Raw genomic sequence first — 21,032 nt, 5'->3', positions numbered from 1 at the left:
GTTTTTCTAATTTTATATAATATCATCAAATACTTCTGTTGCTTTTTTGGTCGTTACTACCATGACTCTATCATTTTCTAAAATGACATCATTTCCACCTGGATAAATAATTTCATTTCCTCTAGAAATACAAGCTATCAAGTAATTTGATTTTATATTTAAGTCTCTCAAAGGAATATTCAACGCCTTACTATTACCATTTATTTCAAAAATAATAACCTCTACTTTATTATCACTCATTCTATAAAGCGTGTTCATCTTTGATCCTCTTGTATTAGACTTAGAACGAACTACTCTAACAATTATATCTGTAATAATTTTTTTAGGAACAACTGTTGAAGTTAAATTCTGATTTTCTAAAATTGGTAATAACAAGGTATTATTCATTTTCGTAATAACCTTAGCATCTGTAACTGTATCTGCAAACATTGATATTATAATATTTTCTTCATCTTTATCAGTCAAAGTTACAACCGAATCATAATTTTTAATTCCTTCGCTTAATAAAAATTCTTGATCTGTTTCTTTTCCAAGAATAACTTCTGCTTTTGGATATTTCTCACTTAATTTAACAGTTCGTTTTTCACTTTTTTCAACAACTTTTACTTGTACATTATTTTTAATTAATTTTTCTACCAAATAGTGTGAAAGCATTCCACCACCGATAATCATTGAAGAATTTATATAACGATTTCTATATCCTAATCTATTATAAAATTTAGAAACAGCCTCTATAGTTCCAATTACCGAAATAGAATCTCCCAATTCTAATTTTATTTCTCCATTTGGAATGAAAATTTTACTTCCTCTCTGAATAATACAAATTAAAACTCTTTCTTCTTGTTTAAATTCTATATCTTTTATTTTCACACCTAAAAGTTTACTTCCTTCATTGATTTTCAAAGTTATGATATTCGCTTTTCCCATGAAAAACTCTTCAACTCCTAAAGCATTTGGAAACTTCAATTTATTTACAATACTTCTAGCGGCTTCTTGCTCAGGATTCAACATTCTTGAAATTCCTAATTCATCTCTAACAAATTTCATATCTGTACTGTATTCAGGATTTCTAACTCTTGCCATTGTATATTTCACACCTAATTTTCTTGCAATAATACAAGAAATAATGTTTATTTCATCAGCCTCTGTTACTGCAATAAAAATATCAGCATGATCTGTATTCGCTTCCAATAAATTTTCATACGAAGCACCATTTCCAACCAATCCTGTAATATCATGATTTTCAACCAATCTATTCAGAACTTCCTCATTTTGCTCAATCAGTACAATGTCATGTCCTTCTTCAGACAATTCCTTACAAATTGCTTCTCCCACGACACCAGCACCTACTACAACTATTTGCATTTTTACCTCTTTTCTATTTTATTTATTAATTTTTAATTAATTATTTTTATAAAATTTAAAATCTTTTATGTCAAAAGTCACAATTTATCCATTCTAACATAAAAGATTTTTACTTTTTTATTTATTTTCTTCTTTTTTTACTTGTTGTTTTTGTTTTCCCTGTTGTTGGTACAGGAAGTTGTAATTTTCTTAAATTACTTTCGTAAACTTGTTTATTTGTTTTAAATTCTTCATTAACCTTCTGTAACATTTCCAATATTTGACTATCATTTCCTGGGTTAATTTGTTTCATAAATTCTCTCTTGGCAACAAAAGTATCTATTGCTTTTTGAGTTTGTTTAGCATTTACAAGTGTAACAATTAACAACGCATATGTGTTATTCAAATACACATTTTTATTTTGAACATATTCTGGAATTCCATTCAAATTTCCAGTTTCATAAATTGATGCTAATTTTTCCAAATAAGGTACTGCTTGTACGTATTGTCCTCTTTCAATCAAAATATTAGCACCTAAACTATATCCGTCTGGATATTCAGGTAAATTATTCACCATTTTAGCTACAGTATTTGCATACCCTTGAGCATTATTAGCACCTCTATACGCTATTAATAAATTTTGGTAAATTGATGTATTTTGATTAAAATATTTCAATGATTCTTCCAAAATGTTAGCTGCTTCTTGAAATTTTTTTTGATTAATATATAAAACTCCTAAATCATTGTATGCATATATATTTTTTTCATCTTCTTTTATTGCTTTTTTATAAAGTTTCTCTTTTTCTACCTCTTGTTTAGAATTTGTAGCTTTCTCATAACTTGAAATTGAAGATTTTTTAATTCCAGCATTTTGCATTTGTTGTTTCAAAACATCCATATATTGTTGATTTTGATTGCTTTGTGCATTTACTGTTGTACTTGTTTTGCTTGCTTTGGCTGGTTTTTTCGGTTGTGCTGCATTAACCGCTAAAGTTGTAGCCAAAAATAAAAAAACTGATAATATCTTTTTTTTCATAAATTCTTTCGCATAAAACTTTAATATCCTATGCTCTCCTTTCAAATTTTTTCTAACTTCCTTGCTACATTTTACCATATTTTCAAAAAATTATGTATCTTTTTTTGGATTTTTTAGTCTGATTCATTCAAATATTTTGCCACATCTTTTGCATAATAAGTAATAATTGCATTTGCTCCAGCTCTTTTGAAGGCATACATTTGTTCCATAACAATTGCTTTTTCATCAATCCATCCTTTCAAGGCGGCAGCTTTTGTCATCGAATATTCTCCGGAAACGCTGTAAGCTATCACTGGTACATTAAAATTGTTACTCACTTTTTGCATAACATCTAAATAAGACAAGGCTGGTTTTACAATTATAAAATCTGCTCCTTGCTTCAAATCTTCTCTAACTTCATCAATCGCATCTTTTGAATATCTAAAATCCATTTGATAAGTTTTCCTATTCCCAAATTTTGGCGCAGAATCTGCTGCATCTCTAAAAGGCCCATAAAATGCTGATGAATATTTAACCGCATAAGACATTAATGCCACGTTGTGAAAACCATTTTTTTCAAGAACTTGAGAAATTTTTTGAATTCTTCCATCCATCATATCAGATGGTGCAATTACATCTACTCCTGCTCTTGCATATGATAACGCTATTTTTCCTAAAACTTCCAACGTTTCATCATTTTTCACATAACCATTTTCATCTAAAATTCCACAATGCCCATGACTCGTGTATTCACAACAACAAACATCTCCAATAATCAAAAAATTCGGATAATTTTTCTTAATATATCGAATTGCATTTTGAATGACTCCATCTTCTTTGTAGCTTTCAGTTGCACATTCATCCTTATGCTTAGGTATCCCAAATAACAAAATTGAATTTATTCCCAATTCCACCAATGCATCTAATTCTTCGTCAATTCTATCCAACGAATATCTAAAAATTCCAGGCATTGATTCAATTTCATTCTTAATATTTTCTCCCTCTTCCAAAAAAATTGGATAAATCAAATCTTCCTTTGACACATAAACATCTTTCACTAAATTTCGCATAACCGCACTAGTTCTCAATTTTCTATGTCTTTTATACATTCTAATCACCTTTTCCAAAAAAATTATTTTCCTAAGTTTTCTACTTCATCCAAAACCTTTTGAACTCTACTTTTCATCGCTCTTGATCTTCTACAATTAACACCATTCGTAGAAACCGCTATTTGAAATTCATCATTTTTCACAATTCCACCAAACATCGCATTCATCTTTGTTTTAGATGAAACATTATTTACCAAAATATTTTTTCTAATACAAATTTCTGCTATCAATTCATTTAAATCAACATTATCAGTCGCTGCAACTACAAGCGCATAATTTTCAACTAATTTTTCAATTTTTTCACTATCAGCTTCTACATTTTCTAAAATAATTTTCACATTTTCACATTTTGAAATTTCTTCATTCTTAACTTCCTTCGAATAAACCGTTATTTTTGGACCATATTCCACTAATTTTTTAATTTTTTTGTGAGCTACTTTCCCAGCTCCTATAACTAACACTTCTCTTCCTTCTAAATCAATAAACACTGGAAAAAACATTCCTACCTCCTAATTTTTTCAATCCTATTTTTACTATATCCAATCTATAATTTTTATAAAATTCAAAACTACATCAAAACACGATTCACATATTCAAAGTATGCAAATCCATCAGAAGTAATGTGCAATTTCGATATCGACCCATTATCAATTTTAAATTTCCAATATCCATCCAACGAGTCAAACAAATAGTAACTCAATAAACTTTGAATCACACCCGCATGAGCCACAACTAAAATTTTTTCTCCTTTATTTTCCTCAGCAATTTTAGATAATTTATCTGACACCCGAAAATATAAGTCTTCAACACTTTCTGAACCATCAAATCTCAATTTCTTCCAATTATTTTTCAAATTTTCAACAAATCCTGGAAATTCTTCTTTAGCCTCTTCAAAAGTCTTCCCTTCCAAAACACCAAAATTCATTTCCCGTAAATCTTCAGTCAAAATTTTCTCAACTTCTGCATCAATTTCCAGCAATTTCATACTTTCTACACATCTCTTCAAATCACTCGAATAGACTTTCGATATATTCTTCTCCAATTTATGCAAAAGTTTTTTTGTATTTTTTAATTGACTAATCCCTGTTTCATTTAATTTCGGATCCAAATGACCGAAATACAACCTTTGTTTATTAAAATCCGTCTGTCCATGTCTCACGAAAATAATTTCCGTGCTTTTTTCGTATATTTCACTCATTCTCTTCCCTTTCTTCAAATTTTGAAATTTCTTTATTCAGATTTTCACTCTAATTTATTCTCGAAAATACCTTTTACTTTCAATATGTTATCACTATTCACTTTCAAAGTCAAAGAAAAAATTCTCTCATTTTTATTTCAATATAACACCTGCCATTAATACGACTAAATTCACCAATTCAAGCGAAGCTCCCATTGTATCACCAGTTATCCCATCAATTTTCTTTCTAACATTTCTTCTAAAAAACAAAATAAATAAGATTGCAACTACTGTAATAATTATGCCCTTTACACCTTTTATAAGCACTACTAAAATTGTCGCTAAAATTATTGAAAAAATCGCTTCTTTTAGTCCATTTTCATCAATTATTCCATTACTCATTCCTGTTTTTCGAGCATACTCTCCCAATCCAGCATTCATCGAAGTTGACAATCTTGCCAAAATCGGATAAATTATCAAATATCTTCCATCAATCGCCAAAATTTCCGAAATCAACAATATTTTCGCAATAAAATACAAAATCAACACAACAGCACCATTTGTCCCAACTCGTGAATCCTTCATTATTTCAAGCATTTTATCCTTTGTTGCATAACTAAATAACGCATCAAAAGTATCCGCCAACCCATCCAAATGAATAATCCCAACAACAAAAATTTCTACAAGAATTATTAACAAAGCCACTATCTGTCGCTGTAACGGTTCCATACCGACTAACTTACAAAAAATAATACTCGCACCAAACAATATCAAACCAACAATTAATCCTAACAATGGAAAAAATTTTATTGATTTTCCTAATTTCTTATTGCTATACTCTGTCTTTATAAATACTGGTATCCGTGTCATAAACTGTATTAAAATCAAAAATTGTTCTATTATTTTCCACATATTTTCCTAACAATCTAAAATTATTAGCTCTCCTCTCTAATTTTTTCTAAAATACTATTTTTAACATCCTCTAACTTCTCTGAAAATCTCACTATTTCCTGCTTTTTTCCACATATTTTCTCAGAGAAATATTCTCCTCTATTTTCCAACATATCCAAATATTTCAAATTGCTTTCATAATATTTTTTCGCCTCTTCCAACTCTAACAACTTGTAATTTCCCTCATTTTTGACTCCTTTTTCTATAAAATCTACTGTTATTCTATTTTTCTTAACTCCCTCAATCTCCGTATCTTCAAACAATTCCCTCTCTTCCTCCAAAATTACCAAATCTTCAAATTCTTTTTTATCTTTCTCTTTTTCAACTTTTTCCAACCGATAGATTTCCTTATCGCCAGGATACGACATTTTCTCCCTATCTCCAGAAATTTTCATAACATTTTCATCATTTATTTTCGACATTTTATACACTGTTGTTAACATTTTAGGTGGCATTGCAAAAATATCTCCCACTCCAAAACTATCGACCTCAGCACCATTTTCAAACAATTTCTCGATTTTCTTATCATCCAATCCACTTGTCAAAATAATATGTGCCTTTTCAAAACCATTTTCCTTCAAAATTTTTCTACACGCCTTCGAAGTTTCCGCTAAATCACCAGAATCAATTCTTATCCCATAAATTCCACCATAATTATCATCAATTCCATTATTCTTAAACGCTTTCACCGCATTTTTTATTCCAATTTTCAACGTATCATACGTATCAATTAACATAATCAACGATCGTTTTTTTTCTTTGTGAACTTTTATAAACGATTCAAATGCCTCGTATTCAGAATTTCTAGTCACTCCAAAACTCTGAATGTACGAATGTGTCATTGTTCCAATGCTTTTTAAATTGTAATAATATTCTCCCATTAAATTTGAATGAACTACATTTCCAGTAACATACGTTGCTTTCACAGCCGACATTGCCGCCTCAAATCCTTGTATTCTCCGTGTTCCAAAAAATACAACTCCTCGACCTCTCGCAACCCGAACAACTCGTGAAGAAATACTTGCAATCTGCATCTGATAATTTAATATATTTAAAATTGGCGTTTCTAAAATTTTTGTTTGAATAATTGGAGCTGTTATTGTTAAAATCGGTTCATTTGAAAAAACAATCTCTCCATCTCTTAATCCTTTTATACTTCCAGTAAATTTCATATTCGCCAAGTATTCTATCAATCCTTCATTCTCTAACAACTTTTTCAAATACCCTTTTTTCGTATCATAATCCGTTCCATTCAAAATATCAATTAATTCCAACACTTCTTTTATCCCATAAACCACAACATAATCGTTTTTTTTCTCAGTCCGTACAAACACATCAAATGTTGCAACTTGATTTTCAAATCCATTTTCAAAATAAATTTCAGCTTCCGTATACTGATATCTATCTGAATTCAAAAACTTATAAAATTTATCTTTTCTCATATTCTTCCCTTTCTACCTTTTCCTATTTTTGCTATCTTTTTTAATTACTTTATTTAAAATTATCAATCTCAAAATCTTACTCTAAACAATCTTTACTGCTCTATAATTATAACTCATAATTTCTTCAAAAAAAAATTTTATTTATTCCTTGACATTTTTTTCAAAAAGTAGTATAATAATTTTGTAATGGTTACAAAAATAAAATAATTATAATAATTTTGTAACAGTTACAATTTAAAATAAATATAAAATTGAAAGAGGATGATAATTATGAGTAAAAATAGAACAAAAAGTATTGAAGCATTAAATCTTTATTTAGCAAATTTAAACGTACTTTATAGAAAGGTTCAAAACTACCACTGGAATTTAATTGGAAAAGATTTCTTTGAAATTCACGTTAAATTAGAAGAATATTACACAGAAATTAATACACAAATCGATGATGTTGCTGAAAACATTTTAGCAATTGGTGGAAGACCTTTAGGAACTATGAAAGATTACTTAAATGTTGCTTCAATTAAAGAAGCTAAAAATGAAGATATTACTTCTACTGAAGCATTAACTGAAGTAAGAAATGGATTTGAAACTATGTTAGACTTAGCTGTTGCATTCAAAGAAGCTGCAGATTCTGAAGATAACTACGGTACTTCTGCATTAGCTGATGAATACATTTCAAGTTTCGAAAAACATTTATGGATGTTAAATTCTTTCTTAGCAACTGAATCAGTTTCAGCAAAAGCTAAAAAAGAAGCTAAATAATTGTATAATATTTAATATTAAAAAAGCTACAATAGTGTTTGCAAAAGGCTATCTTATCAAAAATAAGATAGCCTTTTTCTTAATCAATTTAATTCCTAATATTTTCTAAAAATTGCTTCGTTTTCCCATACAAAACATATTTAACATTCTTTAATTCGCTAATTTTTTTCGTATTCAAAGCACACATTATCATTTTGCATTCCATTTTCCAACTATTTACAATTTCAATTGCTTCTTCAATCGAATAATTTTCAATAATTTCTAACATCGTTCCAGAAATTCCTACTCCTTTTGCTCCTAAAATTAATGCTTTGATGATATCTAAAGGATTCCTAACACCGCCACTTGCGATAATTTCTACTTTTTCAGTAAACTTTTGAATATCCAAAAGACTCGCCAATGTCGTTTGTCCCCAATCGTTCAAATAGGTAAAACGATTCCCATTCCGGCGATTTTCAATGTACGCAAAACTCGTGCCACCTCGACCACTAATATCAAAAGTCTTTATCCCTAATTCTATACCTTTTTTTATTGTATCAGAAGTCATTCCAAATCCAACTTCCTTCAAAACAAGTGGTGTGTTCTTTATATTTTTTACAAATTCTTTCAAATTATTTTCCCACTCATTAAAATTTCGACTTCCTTCTGGCATCAACAATTCCTGCATCAAATTCACATGTATCTGCAAAAATAATGGATTTAAATCTTCAATTGCCTTCTGACCAGCCGTGTAATTTTTATCAATTCCAATATTTGTAGCCAATTTAATATGCTCATTTTCCTCTTTTATTATTTTGTAAGAATTATCATCTGGATTTTTCAAAGCTGCACTATACGAACCTGTAACAAACAGAAGACCACATTTATCAGCTATCTTTGCCAATTTTTGATTAATTGATTTTGCCCTCTCACTCCCACCTGTCATCGCATTAATAAAAAATGGAACTTCAAAATAATTATTCGCAAAACTTGTAGAAATATCAATTTCATCTAAATTGTACTTCGGTATCGACTGATGAATTAGCTCCATATCATCAAAACTATTTTCACTTTTTTCTTGCTCTAACGCATAATTTATATGGTCATCTTTTCTATTCTGTATCATAAATTTCCACCTTTTATCTTCTATATTTACCTTCTCATAACTCACTTTTATACAATAATTCTATCCCAACTGATTTCCATCTTTCTACCAAAATCTCGCTATCTTTCTTTGAAAAAGAAATCGCAATCCCACAATCGCCTCCACCAGAGCCACTACTTTTTGCACAAACATCAAGATTTTCTGTCGCTTCAACTAATTCAACTAATTCCTCACTATAAATTTCTTCCTTTAATTTTTTTAATTCATTCCCATTTTCCAAAATATTTCTCTTTATTTCCATTTTATTGCCATTTTTCATAGCCAATTTCAAATTTTGAACAATTTTTTCTACTTTTTTTAAAAAATCTTGAGTTATTGAACTTTTCACTAAATTTATCATATCCTTCGAAATAGACGGTTTTTTAGTCCAACCAACCAAAAATTCATAATTACCAGAACATCTTAACTCTTCAATCTCATATCCCCAATCTAACTTCAAAACCTTCTCCAAATTTTTTTCTCGAATTTCCTTCTGGATTTTCTCCCTATCAAACGATTTATACGCAACCAAATTCCCATAAGTAATACAAGCAATATCCCCCATAGAGCCATTATCCCCTCGTTTTAGTAAAACATAAGACGACAACTTAAACATCGTATCCTTTGATGATAAATATTCAAGCAACTCACTTCTTTGCCCTTTAAATTCCACTTCTGAAACCAATTTTCTAGAATACAACTCAAACATCGCTTTTACAACCAAAACAGTCACGCTTCCACTCGAACCAATCCCGTATTTTTTACCATTTTTTTCCATTTTCCCAGTAATTCTCAATTTAAATGGCTGTGTATCAATCCCTTTATTCTCCAAATATTCATTTACAACAACCACCGTTTCCTGAATCAACGAATAATTTTTATCATACTCCAACGAAACTGAATAATCAAACATATCAGAAAAAATTTCATATTTTTTAAAATCATTTTTCTCTTTACTTTTATCTGCCTTTTCTATTTTTTCATCATTTCTATCTTCATTTTCTCCAAGAAAACTTATCTCTGCATTCATAAAAATATCAATATTTTTAATTATCGCACTTTGTCCAGGCGTCAAAACCGAATATTCTCCAGCAATATATAGCTTTCCACCAGTTTTTACATTTATTTTTTCTCGCATTTTTCCTCACTATTTCTCTTCCAAAACTTCTATCTCAAAAAATCAATTTATAAAATAAAAAAAATCTCTCATAATCAAATATTTTCTTAATTTTTTACACTTTCAAAAAATCTCAATTATCCAAGTTCTACAACTCTAGAAGCTATCACTCTATATTTTTTTTCAAAAATTTCCTTCAATCTATCCAAATCCTTTTCCAAACACAAAACTTTCACATTAGGCCCTGCATCCATTGTAAAATAACATTTTTCACCATTTTTTCGCAATTTTCTCACAAAATTCATTGCTTCATGCGATTTGTCAGACAAATATGAAAATGAAGGTGTCGCTGTAAGTGGTATTTCATGCATTCTCAAGGCATTCTCTTCTGTTAATTTCCCAACTTTCTCAAAGTCATTTTCTGCCAAATATTTTTTCATCTCAACAAAATCAATTTCTGACTGTTTTACCCAATTTTCAAAAGTTTTTGACGTTTTTGTACAAATTTCCATCCCTTTTCTGCTTGAAATTACCTTTTTTGCATCATTTAAAACTAGCATTATCATTCCAAATTTCAAGTTTGTTTTCACTTTGTAAACTTCTCCAGTATCTTTATCCCACGCAGTTACTGGTCCAAAAAAACTTCTACAAGAAGACCCCGAAGCAAATTTAGAAATTTGTGCCAATTCATTTCGACTTAAATTCTTTTCAAATAGTTCATTACATGCCATTATTGCTGCAGAAAGTCCGCTTGAGCTAGAAGATAATCCCGCTTCAGTCGGCATACTATTCGTAGTATCAACTTTCACTCTCTCACTTCTATCTCCTCTAAATAAATCAATAACTTTCCCAATTTTCTGTCTTTGTTCCCTATCTTGCAACTCTCCATTAATATAAATCAAATCCGTCACTTCGCCAGTTTTCTCAATCGCCTCTTCATCCGAAATAAAACTAATTTCAGTTTCAGTATACATATCTTTCAAAGTCAATGAAATACTACTTGTTGCAGGAATCATCTTCTCTGCATCTTTTTTACCCCAATATTTTATAATCGCAATATTCGCATACGATTTCACTTTTTTTATATTTTTCTCTAAATTCTTTCTATCCATATATTCGCAGCTCCTTTTGAACTTAATTTTTCCCCAATTATTCTTGCTTTTTCCTCATTTTCCACCAAAGCAATTATACAACCGCCTAATCCTCCACCAGATATTTTAGCACCCAAAGCACTATTTTTTAAAGCTTCCTCCACTAAAATATCCGATTTTTCTATCGTCAAATTTAATTTTTTCAATTCCAAATTAGCCTGATTCATAATTTCTCCAATTTTTTCCAATGATTTTTCTCGGATAGCAATTTCCATTTTTTCAGTCAATTCACCCAAATTTTTTAACATTGGTTGAGCTTTATCCCCCATTTCTCTTACATTTTCCACAGCTTCTCGTGTATTTCCATGAACTCCAGTATCTGCTACAACCAAATATGCCCCCAAATTCAAATCAATATAGCTAAATCCTTTATTTTTTATAAATTTCAAGGCTTTATCACTCAAACAAGTCTTCGCATCTAATCCACTTGGATTCATATGAGCCACTGTTTCTGCCTCTTGCACCATTTTTTCCAGAATTTTATCATCTAGATTTTTACCAAAATAATCAAAAACTGCCCTTATCGCCGCAATACTAACAGCTGCCGAAGATCCCATTCCCCTTTTTGTTGGAATTTCAGATTCTATCAAATATTTTATTTTAGCATTCTCTTTTTTTAAATATTTCAAAGCTGTATAAATCGCAGTCGAAAGCGTATCTTCAGGATTATAGAAATATTTACTCTTTGCTTCCATTATCCGACATTTTACCAAAATATCTTTCAAAGGTATCGCAATAGCTGGATAGCCATAAACAACCGAATGCTCTCCTATCAAAATAATCTTACTATGAGCCTCTCCGCTTCCTATTTTTCCTTTTCTCACTAACTTCTTCTCATTCATTTTTTCACAACCTTATATTTTCAAAAAAAACTGCCTTACAAGTACATCTAATTTATATAAATCAAAATTTTAACTTATAAGACAGCTCCTTTATATTAAATTTATTTTACTTTAACAATTTTTTTCTTCCCAGCTCTCACAATCATTCCACTTTCAAGAACAACTGTAGCTTTCACATCTTTTATTGGCTCATCGTTTATTTTGAATCCACCTTGTTGAATTAATCTTCTAGCTTCACTTGTTGTTTTCATTAATCCTGTTTCTTTTACTAATAAATCAATGATTCCAACTTCTTTATATTCCAATTCAACTTCAGGCAAGTCAACATTTAAGTTTCTCTTACTGAATACATTTTCAAACCAATCTCTCGCTTCTTTAGCAGCTTCTTCACCGTAGTAAATTTTTACAACTTCTGCTCCCAATTGTTTTTTAGCTTCCATCGGATGTAAACTTCCATCTGCGATTTGTGCTTTAATTTCTTCAATTTTTTCAAAAGGAACATCAGTTATCATTGTGTAATAGTTTTCCATCAATTCATCTGAAATTGACATAACTTTACCAAACATATCGTTTGGCGTATCTTTTACACCAATGTAGTTTCCTAATGATTTCGACATTTTTTCCACTCCATCAAGTCCAACCAAAATCGGCATTATCATACAAATTTGTTGCTCTTGACCAAAGTTTTTCTGTAAATCTCTTCCTCTTAACAAATTGAATTTTTGTTCAGTCGCACCTAATTCCACATCAGCGTGTAATTCTACTGAATCATAACCTTGTAAAATTGGATACATAAACTCAATCAATGAAACTGGTTTATTTTCAGATAATCTTTTTGAAAAATCTTCTCTCGAAATCATTTGTGAAACTGTAAATTGTGACAACAAATTCAACGCATCTGATAACGATAATTTTTCTAGCCAGTCAGCATTGTAAACAACATTAATTTTATCTAAATCCAAAATTAATTTTACTTGATCCAAATATGTTTTAATATTTTCCATAACTTGTTCTTCTGACAACATTTTTCTAGTTTCAGATTTTCCAGTTGGATCTCCAATTCTTCCAGTGAAAGTCCCAATCAAGAAAAACACATCATGTCCCAAATCTTGAAACTGTTTCAATTTTCTCAAAGGTACCGCATGTCCCAAGTGCAAATCAGACCCAGTCGGATCAATCCCCAATTTTACTCTTAATGGAGTATTTGTTGAAATTGATTTTTCCAACTTTTTCTTAAATTCATTTTCATTAATTATTTCATCGCACCCACGACTTAAAATATTAAATTGTCTTTCTACTTCTTGTTTAATTTCTAATTCTGTCATTTTTTTATTTTTTCTCCTTCTTCTTTTTTATTTTATTAATGAGCTACATATTTCATAAAGAAATAAACTATCGGTAACACGAACAATGCACTATCGAATCTATCTAAAAATCCTCCGTGTCCAAGCAATAAATTTCCTGAATCCTTTATTCCAAATTCTCTTTTTATCTTAGATTCCACTAAATCTCCCAATTCAGCAAAAACACCTATCGCCAAAGCCAATAAAAATGCTTCCCACGCCTTTAATCCAATTGATTGATACGTTTCAGGACTACAAGCCTTTGAAATTATCGAAAATTTACATATAACATTTGCTATTGCTAAATATAATTTATCAAAAATCAAAATCACTCCAAAAACTCCTAAAACACCAAAAATCGCACCTTCTATAGACTTATTCGGACTTATTTTTGGAGCCAATCTTCTTTTGAAAATTTTACCTCCAAGTGTTTTTCCACCAATAAACGCCGCACTATCACAAGTCCAAATTAATATAAATGTCATCGTTACAAGCACTCTTCCATTAGGAAATTCATACTTCAACAATAATATGTATGAAAATAAATATGCAACATATATTATTCCAAACATCGTATACGAAATTTCTGCCATTGCATTTTCTATCTTCACCTTAAATATTTGACGAAGTGAAAGCAAAATTATTGCAAAAACAATAAATCCACCCATATCAAAATTTATTTGTTTAAAAAATTCAAATTTAAAATATGAAAATATATTTTTTGAATTTTGTTGAAAATATATCGCCAAAGGTAGAAATAATCCTAATCCGAGTCCTATCCGACTGGCAACCTCAAATCCCTTATCTTTTAGCATTTTATAAAACTCATGCAATGATACACCAATTATCGCAAGAGTAAATACTAAAAACATCACATTCCCTTTTAAAAATATCCACAATAAAAAAGGGACAAATAGAACAATAATAAATAGTCTACTTAGCATTCAGTCCTCCATATCTTCTATCTCTTTTATTAAAAGATAATATTGCTTTTTCTAGTTCTTTTTCATCAAAATCAGGCCAATACGTATCTGTTATATAAAATTCTGAATACGCAATTTCCCACAATAAAAAATTACTAATTCTAAATTCACCACTTGTTCGTATTACAAGCTCTGGATCTGGAATTTCTGGTCGATACATATATTTCGAAAATTCTTCTTCTGTAATTTTAAAATTCTCAGCTTTTTCTTCTACAAAACCACCATTTTCAGCAACTTGATTTTGCTCCAAAAATTTTTTCTCCAAAACTTTATTCACAGCGTCTACTATCTCTCTTCTACCCCCATAATTAAACGCTATATTAAACACTATATTCTCACAATCCGACAAATAATTCTCTGTTTCTTCTATTTTTTTCAACAATTTTTCAGAAATATTTTCTTTAGCACCAGTTACTAGTAGCTTCACACCTTGTTTTTTTAACTCTTTTTTCTTATTATCCAAATATCGTGAAAATAAGTTCATCAATCCTTCTACTTCCATTTTTGGTCGCTTCCAATTTTCAGTAGAAAACGCATAAACAGTCAAATATTTAACACCTATTTTCCCACAACATTCCAATATATTTTCCAAAGCATTTGCACCAGCTCTATGCCCTTCCAATCGAATCTTGCCTTTTTCCTTAGCCCAACGGCCATTACCATCCATTATTATTGCAATATGTTTTGGTATCACAATATTTTCCATATTTTTCCCCTTTACAAAAAGTCTTAGTTCATTATACCAGTCTAATTGCTATTTTTCAAGTATTTTTGATACCATTTTATCCGCAGGATTAATTATTTTAATATTTGTTCTCTTTCGAATTTCATCAATGATATACGGAAAATGTGTACACCCTAAAACAATCGCCTCTACATTCAATGTTTCCAAATATTTTACCAATCCATCAAAATTGAATTTCTGTGATATTTTCTCTGGCAAAATTCCCTTTTCAATCTCCTTCACAACCTCTAAAAATGTCAATCCCACAACATTAATTTCTGGATTACTTTTAAAAAATACATTTTCTATCCCAGATAATCCCTGTGCATTTGCTGAAATTACAGCTATTTTCCTATATTCTTTAGCCAGCTCAAAATAAATTTGCAATGGCGTAATAATTTTTACACCTCTCTCTCGAGAAATTTTCTCAAAATCCACTACCCCACTTAAAGAATTACAATAAACAAACAAAATGTCAGAATCATTTTTTTTCATAAAATCTATTTTTTCATTAATTACTTTTTCTTTAAAATCATTTGTCGACGTCTGAAAAATTGTCTGTTCAATCGGATTTTCAGAAATTGGAAAAGAAATTAAATCTAAAAATTCATTTTCCTTCAACATATCTTCTCCCATTTCTGTATCTATCGGCGTCCCAGCCATCACTGCTATTTTCAAAATTTTTTCCTCCTTATAAAACAAAAAAACAAGTCTCATTTTCATAATGACTTGAATTTTTGCCTCTTGTTATTCAATTATTTTTCAAAATTTCAATTTTAATCTTAAAATTTCATATTTATTGATTTCTTATTCCTACTGAATTTCTCACAACTAAAGTCACGAGGGTATTCTAGTATAATTAACAAAACCAATATTTACAATTATTTATTTTCATCTTTTGGAATATGACAAGTAGTTTTTGTACCACAACTACAACAATCTGTTCCACAAAAATTTTTATTTTTTTTGTAATCTTTATAAATTTTTCTGAAAACTAAATACACAATCAATGCTGCAATCAATCCTACAACTATTGTTTTCATCTAAATCACCTTCTAGTTCATTTTTTATTTTACAATTTATTTATCTACATAAAAAGCCTTGCTACATTAAAGAATATTGTAGAAACTACATATGGTAAAATTGATAACATAGCCACTTGCATTCCTAACATTTTCCATCCAAATTCTTGTTTCAAAGCTCCCATCGCAACTGCACATGGAATTACTAAAAGCACATACAACATAAATGAATATGCTCTAATTGGTCCATATTTATCGTTCCACAAAGCTCTTATCGATGGAATGATATTTCCACCTGCATCACTATCCAATGTTTCTTCATCTGACATTGTCAATGTATCAATCTTAAATTTCGCAATATTTCCAACTGATTTAAACGATTTTACCATAGCATCTTTTAATCCTACTGCTTGATCTTTTAAATCACTACCAATATTGTATTCAACTTTTTCATCTTCATCTGCTTTTGTCAACAATATTTGTCCTAAGAATCCAACTACTGTTTCTTTTGCAATTATACTTGGAACTATTGAAGCTACAGGTTCCCATCTATCTCCAAATCCAGTTGGTTTAAATACAGGCTGAACAATTTTCGCAGCTTGTCCCAAATATGATGTTTCAGGATTATTATTATTTGGAAAATATGTAAAGAACCAAATAATTAACAATATTCCCAATACAATTGTTGTTGCTCTTTTAATATAAGCCATTGTTTTATTTTTCATACTATTCCATACAACTTTAAGACTCGGCATTCTGTAAGGCGGCAATTCTATCAACAATTCTGTATTATTTCCTTTGAAATAATCAAATCTTTTTAAAATAAATGCCATTAATAGTGCCATAAACACACCAATTACATAAATAGAAACAACTACAAGTGCTGCATTTTTACTAAAAAACGCTACCGCTAATAACGAATACACTGGCAATCTAGCTCCACAAGACATAAACGTCGCAATAATCCCTGTCAATCTTCTAGTTTTTTCATCTTCCAATGTTCTTGTTGCATAAATCGCAGGAACTGTACATCCAAATCCAACTAACATAGGAATAAATGCTTTTCCAGAAAGACCAACTTTTGTCATCATTTTATTCAAAATAAATGCAACTCTCGCCATATATCCACTTTCTTCCAAAATTGCCATGAAAAAGTAGATAAAAAACATTAATGGAACGAATGTCAACACAGAACCTACTCCAGCTAAAACACCATCAAGCACGAAACTACGTAACCAATCAGGCACCCCTTCAATCGCATGTCCCACATATTTTATTACAAAATCACTAAAAAATCCGTCAATCCAATCTATATAAGGCGAACTTCCATCAAATATTATAACAAACATCGCATAAACTATACATAAAAATACAATTCCACCACCGAATTTATTCAATAAAACTTTATCGATTTTATCTGTTAAAGCAAATTTATTTTTTGAACTTCTTTTTAAATTCATTGATGTTATACCTTTTACAGTCGCATATCTAGCTTGAGAAATCACATCTGCTGAATCTATCCCGTATCTTTTTTTTAGATTTTCTCGCTCTTCTTTCGCTAAATCACTAATATCTACACCATATTTTGTTTTCAAATTAGCAAATAAATTCATATCATTTTCCAAACTTTTTATTGCTAACCAATCCAAAGAATATTTTTTCAAAATTTCTTTATTTTTAAGTTTTGATAATTTTTCTTTCACACTATCTATTTCTTTTTCAATATTGTTATCAAAACTTAATTTATAAGAAATTTGTTTTTGTGTCTGATTTCTTTTAAATGCTTCGACAGCTTCCTTCATCAATTCATCAATTCCAGCACCATTTCTACCACTCGTAAAAATTGTTTTCATTCCTAATTGCTTTTCAAGAGTTTCTAAATTCAATTTATAATCTAATTTTTTAAATTCATCCTCGAAATTCAACGCCATTACCATAGGTTTTCCCATTTCTTTCAATAAAGCCGTTAAATATAAATTTCTTTCTAAAGAAGTTGAATCTACAACGTTTATAATAACATCTACATCTTCTTCTAATATGAAATTTCTTGAAATTCTTTCTTCTGGCGTTCCAATAGACAAATTATATATTCCCGGCAAATCGATTAATTTAACATCTTCATTGCCAACCTTAAAAAAAACTTCTTTTTTCTCAATCGTAACTCCAGGCCAGTTCCCCATCTTCAAACTAGCATTAGAAATCTTGTTTATCAAAGCTGTCTTCCCGACATTTGGATTTCCAACAAATGCGATATTTATCATTATCCAATCACCTCAATATTAAGTTTTTGTGCTAAATTATGACTAAGAACAATTTTAGTTTCCAATGTTTTCAACAAAAAATTTCCATTTGCAACATTTTCAAGTATAAATTCATCACCGTTACATAATCCCAAACTCAACAATCTAATCGCTAAAGTTTTTCCATCTATACTCTTTAACAAAAATCTTCTTCCTTTTCTTCCTTCTGTCAATCTCATAAATTCCACCTTCTTTTTTTTCATTTTTTATTTCATTCTCAAAATATTTAATCCCAACGATAATAATGTTTTAATATCAAAGCAATTTTACTCCTATTTTCAAAATAAATCAAGTCTTTTTTAAAATTTTTTTTATTTTTTTAAATTATTTTCAAAATTTCAATTTATAATCTTTACATTTTTAAAATAATTACTTTTAAGAAACCAATAAAACTAATGTTCTTTTACAAAATTTTTCTATAAGTTTTTATCTTTATAAAAATAAAATTACTAAATATATGTTTTTGTTTTATCTATTTTTCACTAATCTAAAAATCTCATTTTGTATTATAAAAAAGAATTTTTTTCTAAAAATAGTTGAAAAGGTTCATTTTTTATGATACATTTTACTTAGTATTCTGTAATTTATATTGACTAAAAATGTCTCATTCTTTTAGACTATTAATAATATTTATTTTTAAAACGAATTTATATTATTTTTATTGAATTCTATATAAAATAACATATATATAGTTCATACATGAGACTAGTACTAATATTGAAAGGAGTTTTTATGAAAATCGGAATTGTAGTTGGGCGTTTTTTGCCTTTGCATTTGGGACACGTTAATTTAATTCAGAGAGCGAGCGGAATTGTTGATAAACTTTATGTTGTAGTATCTTATTCAGACGATAAAGATTTGGAGACTTTTTCAAATTCTCGTTTTATCAAAGAAATCACACCAAAAGATAGACTTAGATTTATAAAGCAAACTTTTAAAAATCAAAAAAATATTCATTCATTTTTATTTGATGAAAGTAGTTGCCCTCCATTCCCAGAAGGTTGGGAACAATGGTCTTCTCTTTTAAAAAAAGAAATTGAAGTGAGAGAACCTGATGTAATTTGGGAGGATGAAATACTTTTTATTAGTAACAGACACGAAGATAAAGACTATAACTTAAAATATTTTGGTTCACAGACAAAATCAATTGACCCAGAATATCTTGAATACAATGTTAATTCAATTGAAATCCGTAAGAATCCAAGTAAATACTGGAATTTTTTACCACGTGAAGTGAGAGAGCATTTAATCCCACTAATCACAATTTGTGGTGGAGAAAGTAGCGGAAAAAGTGTTATGGTCGATAAACTGGCTAATGTATTTAATACATCATCTGCTTGGGAATACGGTCGTGAATACGTTTTTGAAAAATTAGGAGGCGACGAAGATTCTCTACAATATTCTGATTATGAAAAAATTGTTTTCGGACATCAAACAAACGTACTTTACGCCGCTAGAAATGCGAATAAATTTGCATTAATCGACACAGACTATATTGCCACACTAGCATTTTGCTTAACATACGAAAAACGTGACAACCCAATCGTTAGAGAATTTGTAAACAATTATCGTTTTGACTTAACAATTCTCCTAGAAAATAATGTAAAATGGGTAAGTGATGGACTAAGATCTATTGGACAAGAAGAAAGACGTATGAATTTCCAGAATTTATTAAAAAAATTATATGCTGAATACAATATTCCATACATAACTGTCGCATCAAATAACTATGAAAAACGATATTTAGCATGTAAAGCTATTATCAAAGCATATTTGGATGGTGCTGACAATTCTGAATTACAAAAAATTTCAGACAGTTTTAACTAAATTATTTCATTTATAAAAATAAAAAGTCTTCTTTGAATTTTATCTAAGAAGACTTTTTTATAAAATACGTATATTTTTATTCTGTTACATCATATTCAAATTGATGTTCAGAAAAGATTCTTTCCATTTCATTTTTAAATGATGGTGACCCTACCATGTTATATTCTTTATCAGTAAATCTCTTACAAACAGCTGCATAATATAATTCATGAACTTTTGTATTCCCTTGATTCACATCTTTTAAACCTTGACCTGCAAGAGCTAAACTTATGTCTCTTTGTCTCTTTTTATTTTCAGCCAATGTTTCTCCCATTTTTTTACCATCTTTTATATAACCTTCTTCCATTTTTAACGAACCAATTATAGCACATAACGGAATATCATTTCCAGGCTGATTGTAAAAATTCATCCACTCCTCTTCACTCATAAGTAAAACTCCTCTCGAGTCTTTAGAAGCCATAGCCATGCTTAATGTAGATAACATCAACACAACTAATAAAACAATTTTTTTCATACTTACTCCTTACTTCACAATACCCATTCTAAATTACATCTTTTGCAATAATGAAATTTCAAAATTTATTGTGATTTATTTATATTAAGTTAATTTAGAAACAGGTATATTTATTTCCTTCTCTTAACTCACATGAATTATAACGTTATTCTTTTAAATAGTCAATATCATAAAATAAAAAAACCAAAAATATTTTATTATAAAAAAATGGCGCACCTAGCAGGAGTCGAACCCACAACCTTCTGATCCGTAGTCAGACGCTCTATCCAGTTGAGCTATAGATGCACAC

At 29.5% G+C, this 21,032-nt stretch carries 21 protein-coding genes and 1 tRNA gene; 2 read left to right on the top strand and 20 right to left on the bottom strand.

From position 1 onward, the window contains the following. Positions 1–12: 12 nt before the first annotated feature. From trkA to pncB, 7 genes are all read right to left on the bottom strand, one after another. Positions 13–1,365, bottom strand: coding sequence for a Trk system potassium transporter TrkA (gene trkA / locus J4863_RS02305; protein WP_211618869.1), 1,353 nt, complete (start codon positions 1,363–1,365; stop codon positions 13–15). Positions 1,366–1,486: 121 nt separating this feature from the next. After that, the gene (locus tag J4863_RS02300) at positions 1,487–2,380 is read right to left on the bottom strand and encodes a M48 family metallopeptidase (protein ID WP_211618868.1); all 894 of its coding nucleotides are present in this window, start codon (positions 2,378–2,380) and stop codon (positions 1,487–1,489) included. A 113-nt stretch (positions 2,381–2,493) separates the two neighbouring features. Next, positions 2,494–3,468, bottom strand: a complete 975-nt coding sequence (gene hemB / locus J4863_RS02295) for a porphobilinogen synthase (protein WP_211618867.1) — start codon at positions 3,466–3,468, stop codon at positions 2,494–2,496. Between the two features lie 23 nt (positions 3,469–3,491). After that, positions 3,492–3,968, bottom strand: coding sequence for a bifunctional precorrin-2 dehydrogenase/sirohydrochlorin ferrochelatase (locus tag J4863_RS02290; RefSeq protein WP_211618866.1), 477 nt, complete (start codon positions 3,966–3,968; stop codon positions 3,492–3,494). A 68-nt stretch (positions 3,969–4,036) separates the two neighbouring features. Next, a complete protein-coding gene (locus J4863_RS02285) occupies positions 4,037–4,666 on the bottom strand; it encodes a histidine phosphatase family protein (RefSeq protein WP_211618865.1) in 630 nt (209 codons plus the stop codon). A gap of 132 nt (positions 4,667–4,798) precedes the next feature. Further along, positions 4,799–5,557 carry an adenosylcobinamide-GDP ribazoletransferase gene (cobS, locus tag J4863_RS02280; protein WP_211618864.1) on the bottom strand — a complete coding sequence of 253 codons (759 nt, stop codon included), beginning with the start codon at positions 5,555–5,557 and terminating at the stop codon, positions 4,799–4,801. A 23-nt stretch (positions 5,558–5,580) separates the two neighbouring features. Beyond that, a complete protein-coding gene (pncB, locus tag J4863_RS02275) occupies positions 5,581–7,038 on the bottom strand; it encodes a nicotinate phosphoribosyltransferase (RefSeq protein ID WP_211618863.1) in 1,458 nt (485 codons plus the stop codon). A 270-nt stretch (positions 7,039–7,308) separates the two neighbouring features. On the opposite strand from pncB, the gene J4863_RS02270 reads away from it, so the two are divergent. Then, positions 7,309–7,797, top strand: a complete 489-nt coding sequence (locus J4863_RS02270; RefSeq protein WP_211618862.1) for a Dps family protein — start codon at positions 7,309–7,311, stop codon at positions 7,795–7,797. 88 nt (positions 7,798–7,885) lie between these two features. Here J4863_RS02270 and fni read toward each other — a convergent pair whose 3' ends face one another. From fni to J4863_RS02215, 11 genes are all read right to left on the bottom strand, one after another. Next, positions 7,886–8,902 (bottom strand): type 2 isopentenyl-diphosphate Delta-isomerase, encoded by a 1,017-nt coding sequence (gene fni, locus J4863_RS02265; RefSeq protein WP_249111549.1) that lies wholly within the window; start codon positions 8,900–8,902, stop codon positions 7,886–7,888. A gap of 34 nt (positions 8,903–8,936) precedes the next feature. Beyond that, on the bottom strand, positions 8,937–10,058 hold the full coding sequence (locus J4863_RS02260; protein WP_211618861.1) for a phosphomevalonate kinase: 1,122 nt from the start codon (positions 10,056–10,058) through the stop codon (positions 8,937–8,939). A 116-nt stretch (positions 10,059–10,174) separates the two neighbouring features. After that, positions 10,175–11,149, bottom strand: coding sequence for a diphosphomevalonate decarboxylase (mvaD, locus tag J4863_RS02255; protein ID WP_249111548.1), 975 nt, complete (start codon positions 11,147–11,149; stop codon positions 10,175–10,177). Beyond that, complete coding sequence (gene mvk, locus J4863_RS02250) at positions 11,131–12,030, bottom strand: mevalonate kinase (RefSeq protein ID WP_211618860.1); 900 nt, start codon at positions 12,028–12,030, stop codon at positions 11,131–11,133. The genes mvaD and mvk overlap by 19 nt, the downstream gene beginning before the upstream one ends. Positions 12,031–12,131: 101 nt before the next feature. After that, the gene (gene tyrS, locus J4863_RS02245; protein ID WP_010128246.1) at positions 12,132–13,355 is read right to left on the bottom strand and encodes a tyrosine--tRNA ligase; all 1,224 of its coding nucleotides are present in this window, start codon (positions 13,353–13,355) and stop codon (positions 12,132–12,134) included. Positions 13,356–13,390: 35 nt separating this feature from the next. Further along, on the bottom strand, positions 13,391–14,317 hold the full coding sequence (locus J4863_RS02240; protein ID WP_211618859.1) for a phosphatidate cytidylyltransferase: 927 nt from the start codon (positions 14,315–14,317) through the stop codon (positions 13,391–13,393). Further along, a complete protein-coding gene (gene uppS, locus J4863_RS02235) occupies positions 14,307–15,062 on the bottom strand; it encodes a polyprenyl diphosphate synthase (RefSeq protein ID WP_211618858.1) in 756 nt (251 codons plus the stop codon). Before uppS ends, J4863_RS02240 begins: the two co-directional genes overlap by 11 nt. A 48-nt stretch (positions 15,063–15,110) precedes the next feature. After that, a complete protein-coding gene (locus tag J4863_RS02230; RefSeq protein ID WP_211618857.1) occupies positions 15,111–15,758 on the bottom strand; it encodes an aspartate/glutamate racemase family protein in 648 nt (215 codons plus the stop codon). Positions 15,759–15,961: 203 nt separating this feature from the next. Next, positions 15,962–16,123 carry a FeoB-associated Cys-rich membrane protein gene (locus J4863_RS02225; RefSeq protein WP_211618856.1) on the bottom strand — a complete coding sequence of 54 codons (162 nt, stop codon included), beginning with the start codon at positions 16,121–16,123 and terminating at the stop codon, positions 15,962–15,964. A 44-nt stretch (positions 16,124–16,167) separates the two neighbouring features. Beyond that, complete coding sequence (gene feoB, locus J4863_RS02220; protein ID WP_211618855.1) at positions 16,168–18,363, bottom strand: ferrous iron transport protein B; 2,196 nt, start codon at positions 18,361–18,363, stop codon at positions 16,168–16,170. Further along, complete coding sequence (locus J4863_RS02215) at positions 18,363–18,605, bottom strand: FeoA family protein (RefSeq protein WP_249111547.1); 243 nt, start codon at positions 18,603–18,605, stop codon at positions 18,363–18,365. The genes feoB and J4863_RS02215 overlap by 1 nt, the downstream gene beginning before the upstream one ends. Positions 18,606–19,134: 529 nt before the next feature. Between J4863_RS02215 and nadR the strand changes: the two genes are divergently transcribed. Then, positions 19,135–20,229, top strand: a complete 1,095-nt coding sequence (gene nadR, locus J4863_RS02210; protein WP_211618854.1) for a multifunctional transcriptional regulator/nicotinamide-nucleotide adenylyltransferase/ribosylnicotinamide kinase NadR — start codon at positions 19,135–19,137, stop codon at positions 20,227–20,229. 76 nt (positions 20,230–20,305) lie between these two features. Here nadR and J4863_RS02205 read toward each other — a convergent pair whose 3' ends face one another. Further along, complete coding sequence (locus J4863_RS02205; RefSeq protein WP_211618853.1) at positions 20,306–20,743, bottom strand: hypothetical protein; 438 nt, start codon at positions 20,741–20,743, stop codon at positions 20,306–20,308. 208 nt (positions 20,744–20,951) lie between these two features. Then, a tRNA-Arg gene (locus tag J4863_RS02200) sits at positions 20,952–21,028 on the bottom strand. Between the last annotated feature and the right edge of the window lie 4 nt (positions 21,029–21,032).

The organism is Leptotrichia sp. oral taxon 221 (assembly GCF_018128245.1).
Taxonomy (GTDB): Bacteria; Fusobacteriota; Fusobacteriia; order Fusobacteriales; family Leptotrichiaceae; genus JABCPH02.
The sequence above is the reverse complement of the archived record's forward strand: the minus strand, read 5'-3'. Positions and strand labels throughout refer to the sequence as shown.

What these genes read in the sequence shown, in the direction of transcription:
- nadR (WP_211618854.1), top strand. Translation starts at nt 19,135, where the DNA reads ATGAAAATCGGAATTGTAGTTGGGCGTTTTTTGCCTTTGCATTTGGGA.
- fni (WP_249111549.1), bottom strand. Translation starts at nt 8,902, where the DNA reads ATGATACAGAATAGAAAAGATGACCATATAAATTATGCGTTAGAGCAA.
- cobS (WP_211618864.1), bottom strand. Translation starts at nt 5,557, where the DNA reads ATGTGGAAAATAATAGAACAATTTTTGATTTTAATACAGTTTATGACA.
- trkA (WP_211618869.1), bottom strand. Translation starts at nt 1,365, where the DNA reads ATGCAAATAGTTGTAGTAGGTGCTGGTGTCGTGGGAGAAGCAATTTGT.
- feoB (WP_211618855.1), bottom strand. Translation starts at nt 18,363, where the DNA reads ATGATAAATATCGCATTTGTTGGAAATCCAAATGTCGGGAAGACAGCT.
- hemB (WP_211618867.1), bottom strand. Translation starts at nt 3,468, where the DNA reads ATGTATAAAAGACATAGAAAATTGAGAACTAGTGCGGTTATGCGAAAT.
- J4863_RS02300 (WP_211618868.1), bottom strand. Translation starts at nt 2,380, where the DNA reads ATGAAAAAAAAGATATTATCAGTTTTTTTATTTTTGGCTACAACTTTA.
- mvk (WP_211618860.1), bottom strand. Translation starts at nt 12,030, where the DNA reads ATGAATGAGAAGAAGTTAGTGAGAAAAGGAAAAATAGGAAGCGGAGAG.
- J4863_RS02290 (WP_211618866.1), bottom strand. Translation starts at nt 3,968, where the DNA reads ATGTTTTTTCCAGTGTTTATTGATTTAGAAGGAAGAGAAGTGTTAGTT.
- J4863_RS02225 (WP_211618856.1), bottom strand. Translation starts at nt 16,123, where the DNA reads ATGAAAACAATAGTTGTAGGATTGATTGCAGCATTGATTGTGTATTTA.
- J4863_RS02270 (WP_211618862.1), top strand. Translation starts at nt 7,309, where the DNA reads ATGAGTAAAAATAGAACAAAAAGTATTGAAGCATTAAATCTTTATTTA.
- pncB (WP_211618863.1), bottom strand. Translation starts at nt 7,038, where the DNA reads ATGAGAAAAGATAAATTTTATAAGTTTTTGAATTCAGATAGATATCAG.
- J4863_RS02205 (WP_211618853.1), bottom strand. Translation starts at nt 20,743, where the DNA reads ATGAAAAAAATTGTTTTATTAGTTGTGTTGATGTTATCTACATTAAGC.
- J4863_RS02285 (WP_211618865.1), bottom strand. Translation starts at nt 4,666, where the DNA reads ATGAGTGAAATATACGAAAAAAGCACGGAAATTATTTTCGTGAGACAT.
- mvaD (WP_249111548.1), bottom strand. Translation starts at nt 11,149, where the DNA reads ATGGATAGAAAGAATTTAGAGAAAAATATAAAAAAAGTGAAATCGTAT.
- J4863_RS02215 (WP_249111547.1), bottom strand. Translation starts at nt 18,605, where the DNA reads ATGAAAAAAAAGAAGGTGGAATTTATGAGATTGACAGAAGGAAGAAAA.
- J4863_RS02260 (WP_211618861.1), bottom strand. Translation starts at nt 10,058, where the DNA reads ATGCGAGAAAAAATAAATGTAAAAACTGGTGGAAAGCTATATATTGCT.
- tyrS (WP_010128246.1), bottom strand. Translation starts at nt 13,355, where the DNA reads ATGACAGAATTAGAAATTAAACAAGAAGTAGAAAGACAATTTAATATT.
- uppS (WP_211618858.1), bottom strand. Translation starts at nt 15,062, where the DNA reads ATGGAAAATATTGTGATACCAAAACATATTGCAATAATAATGGATGGT.
- J4863_RS02240 (WP_211618859.1), bottom strand. Translation starts at nt 14,317, where the DNA reads ATGCTAAGTAGACTATTTATTATTGTTCTATTTGTCCCTTTTTTATTG.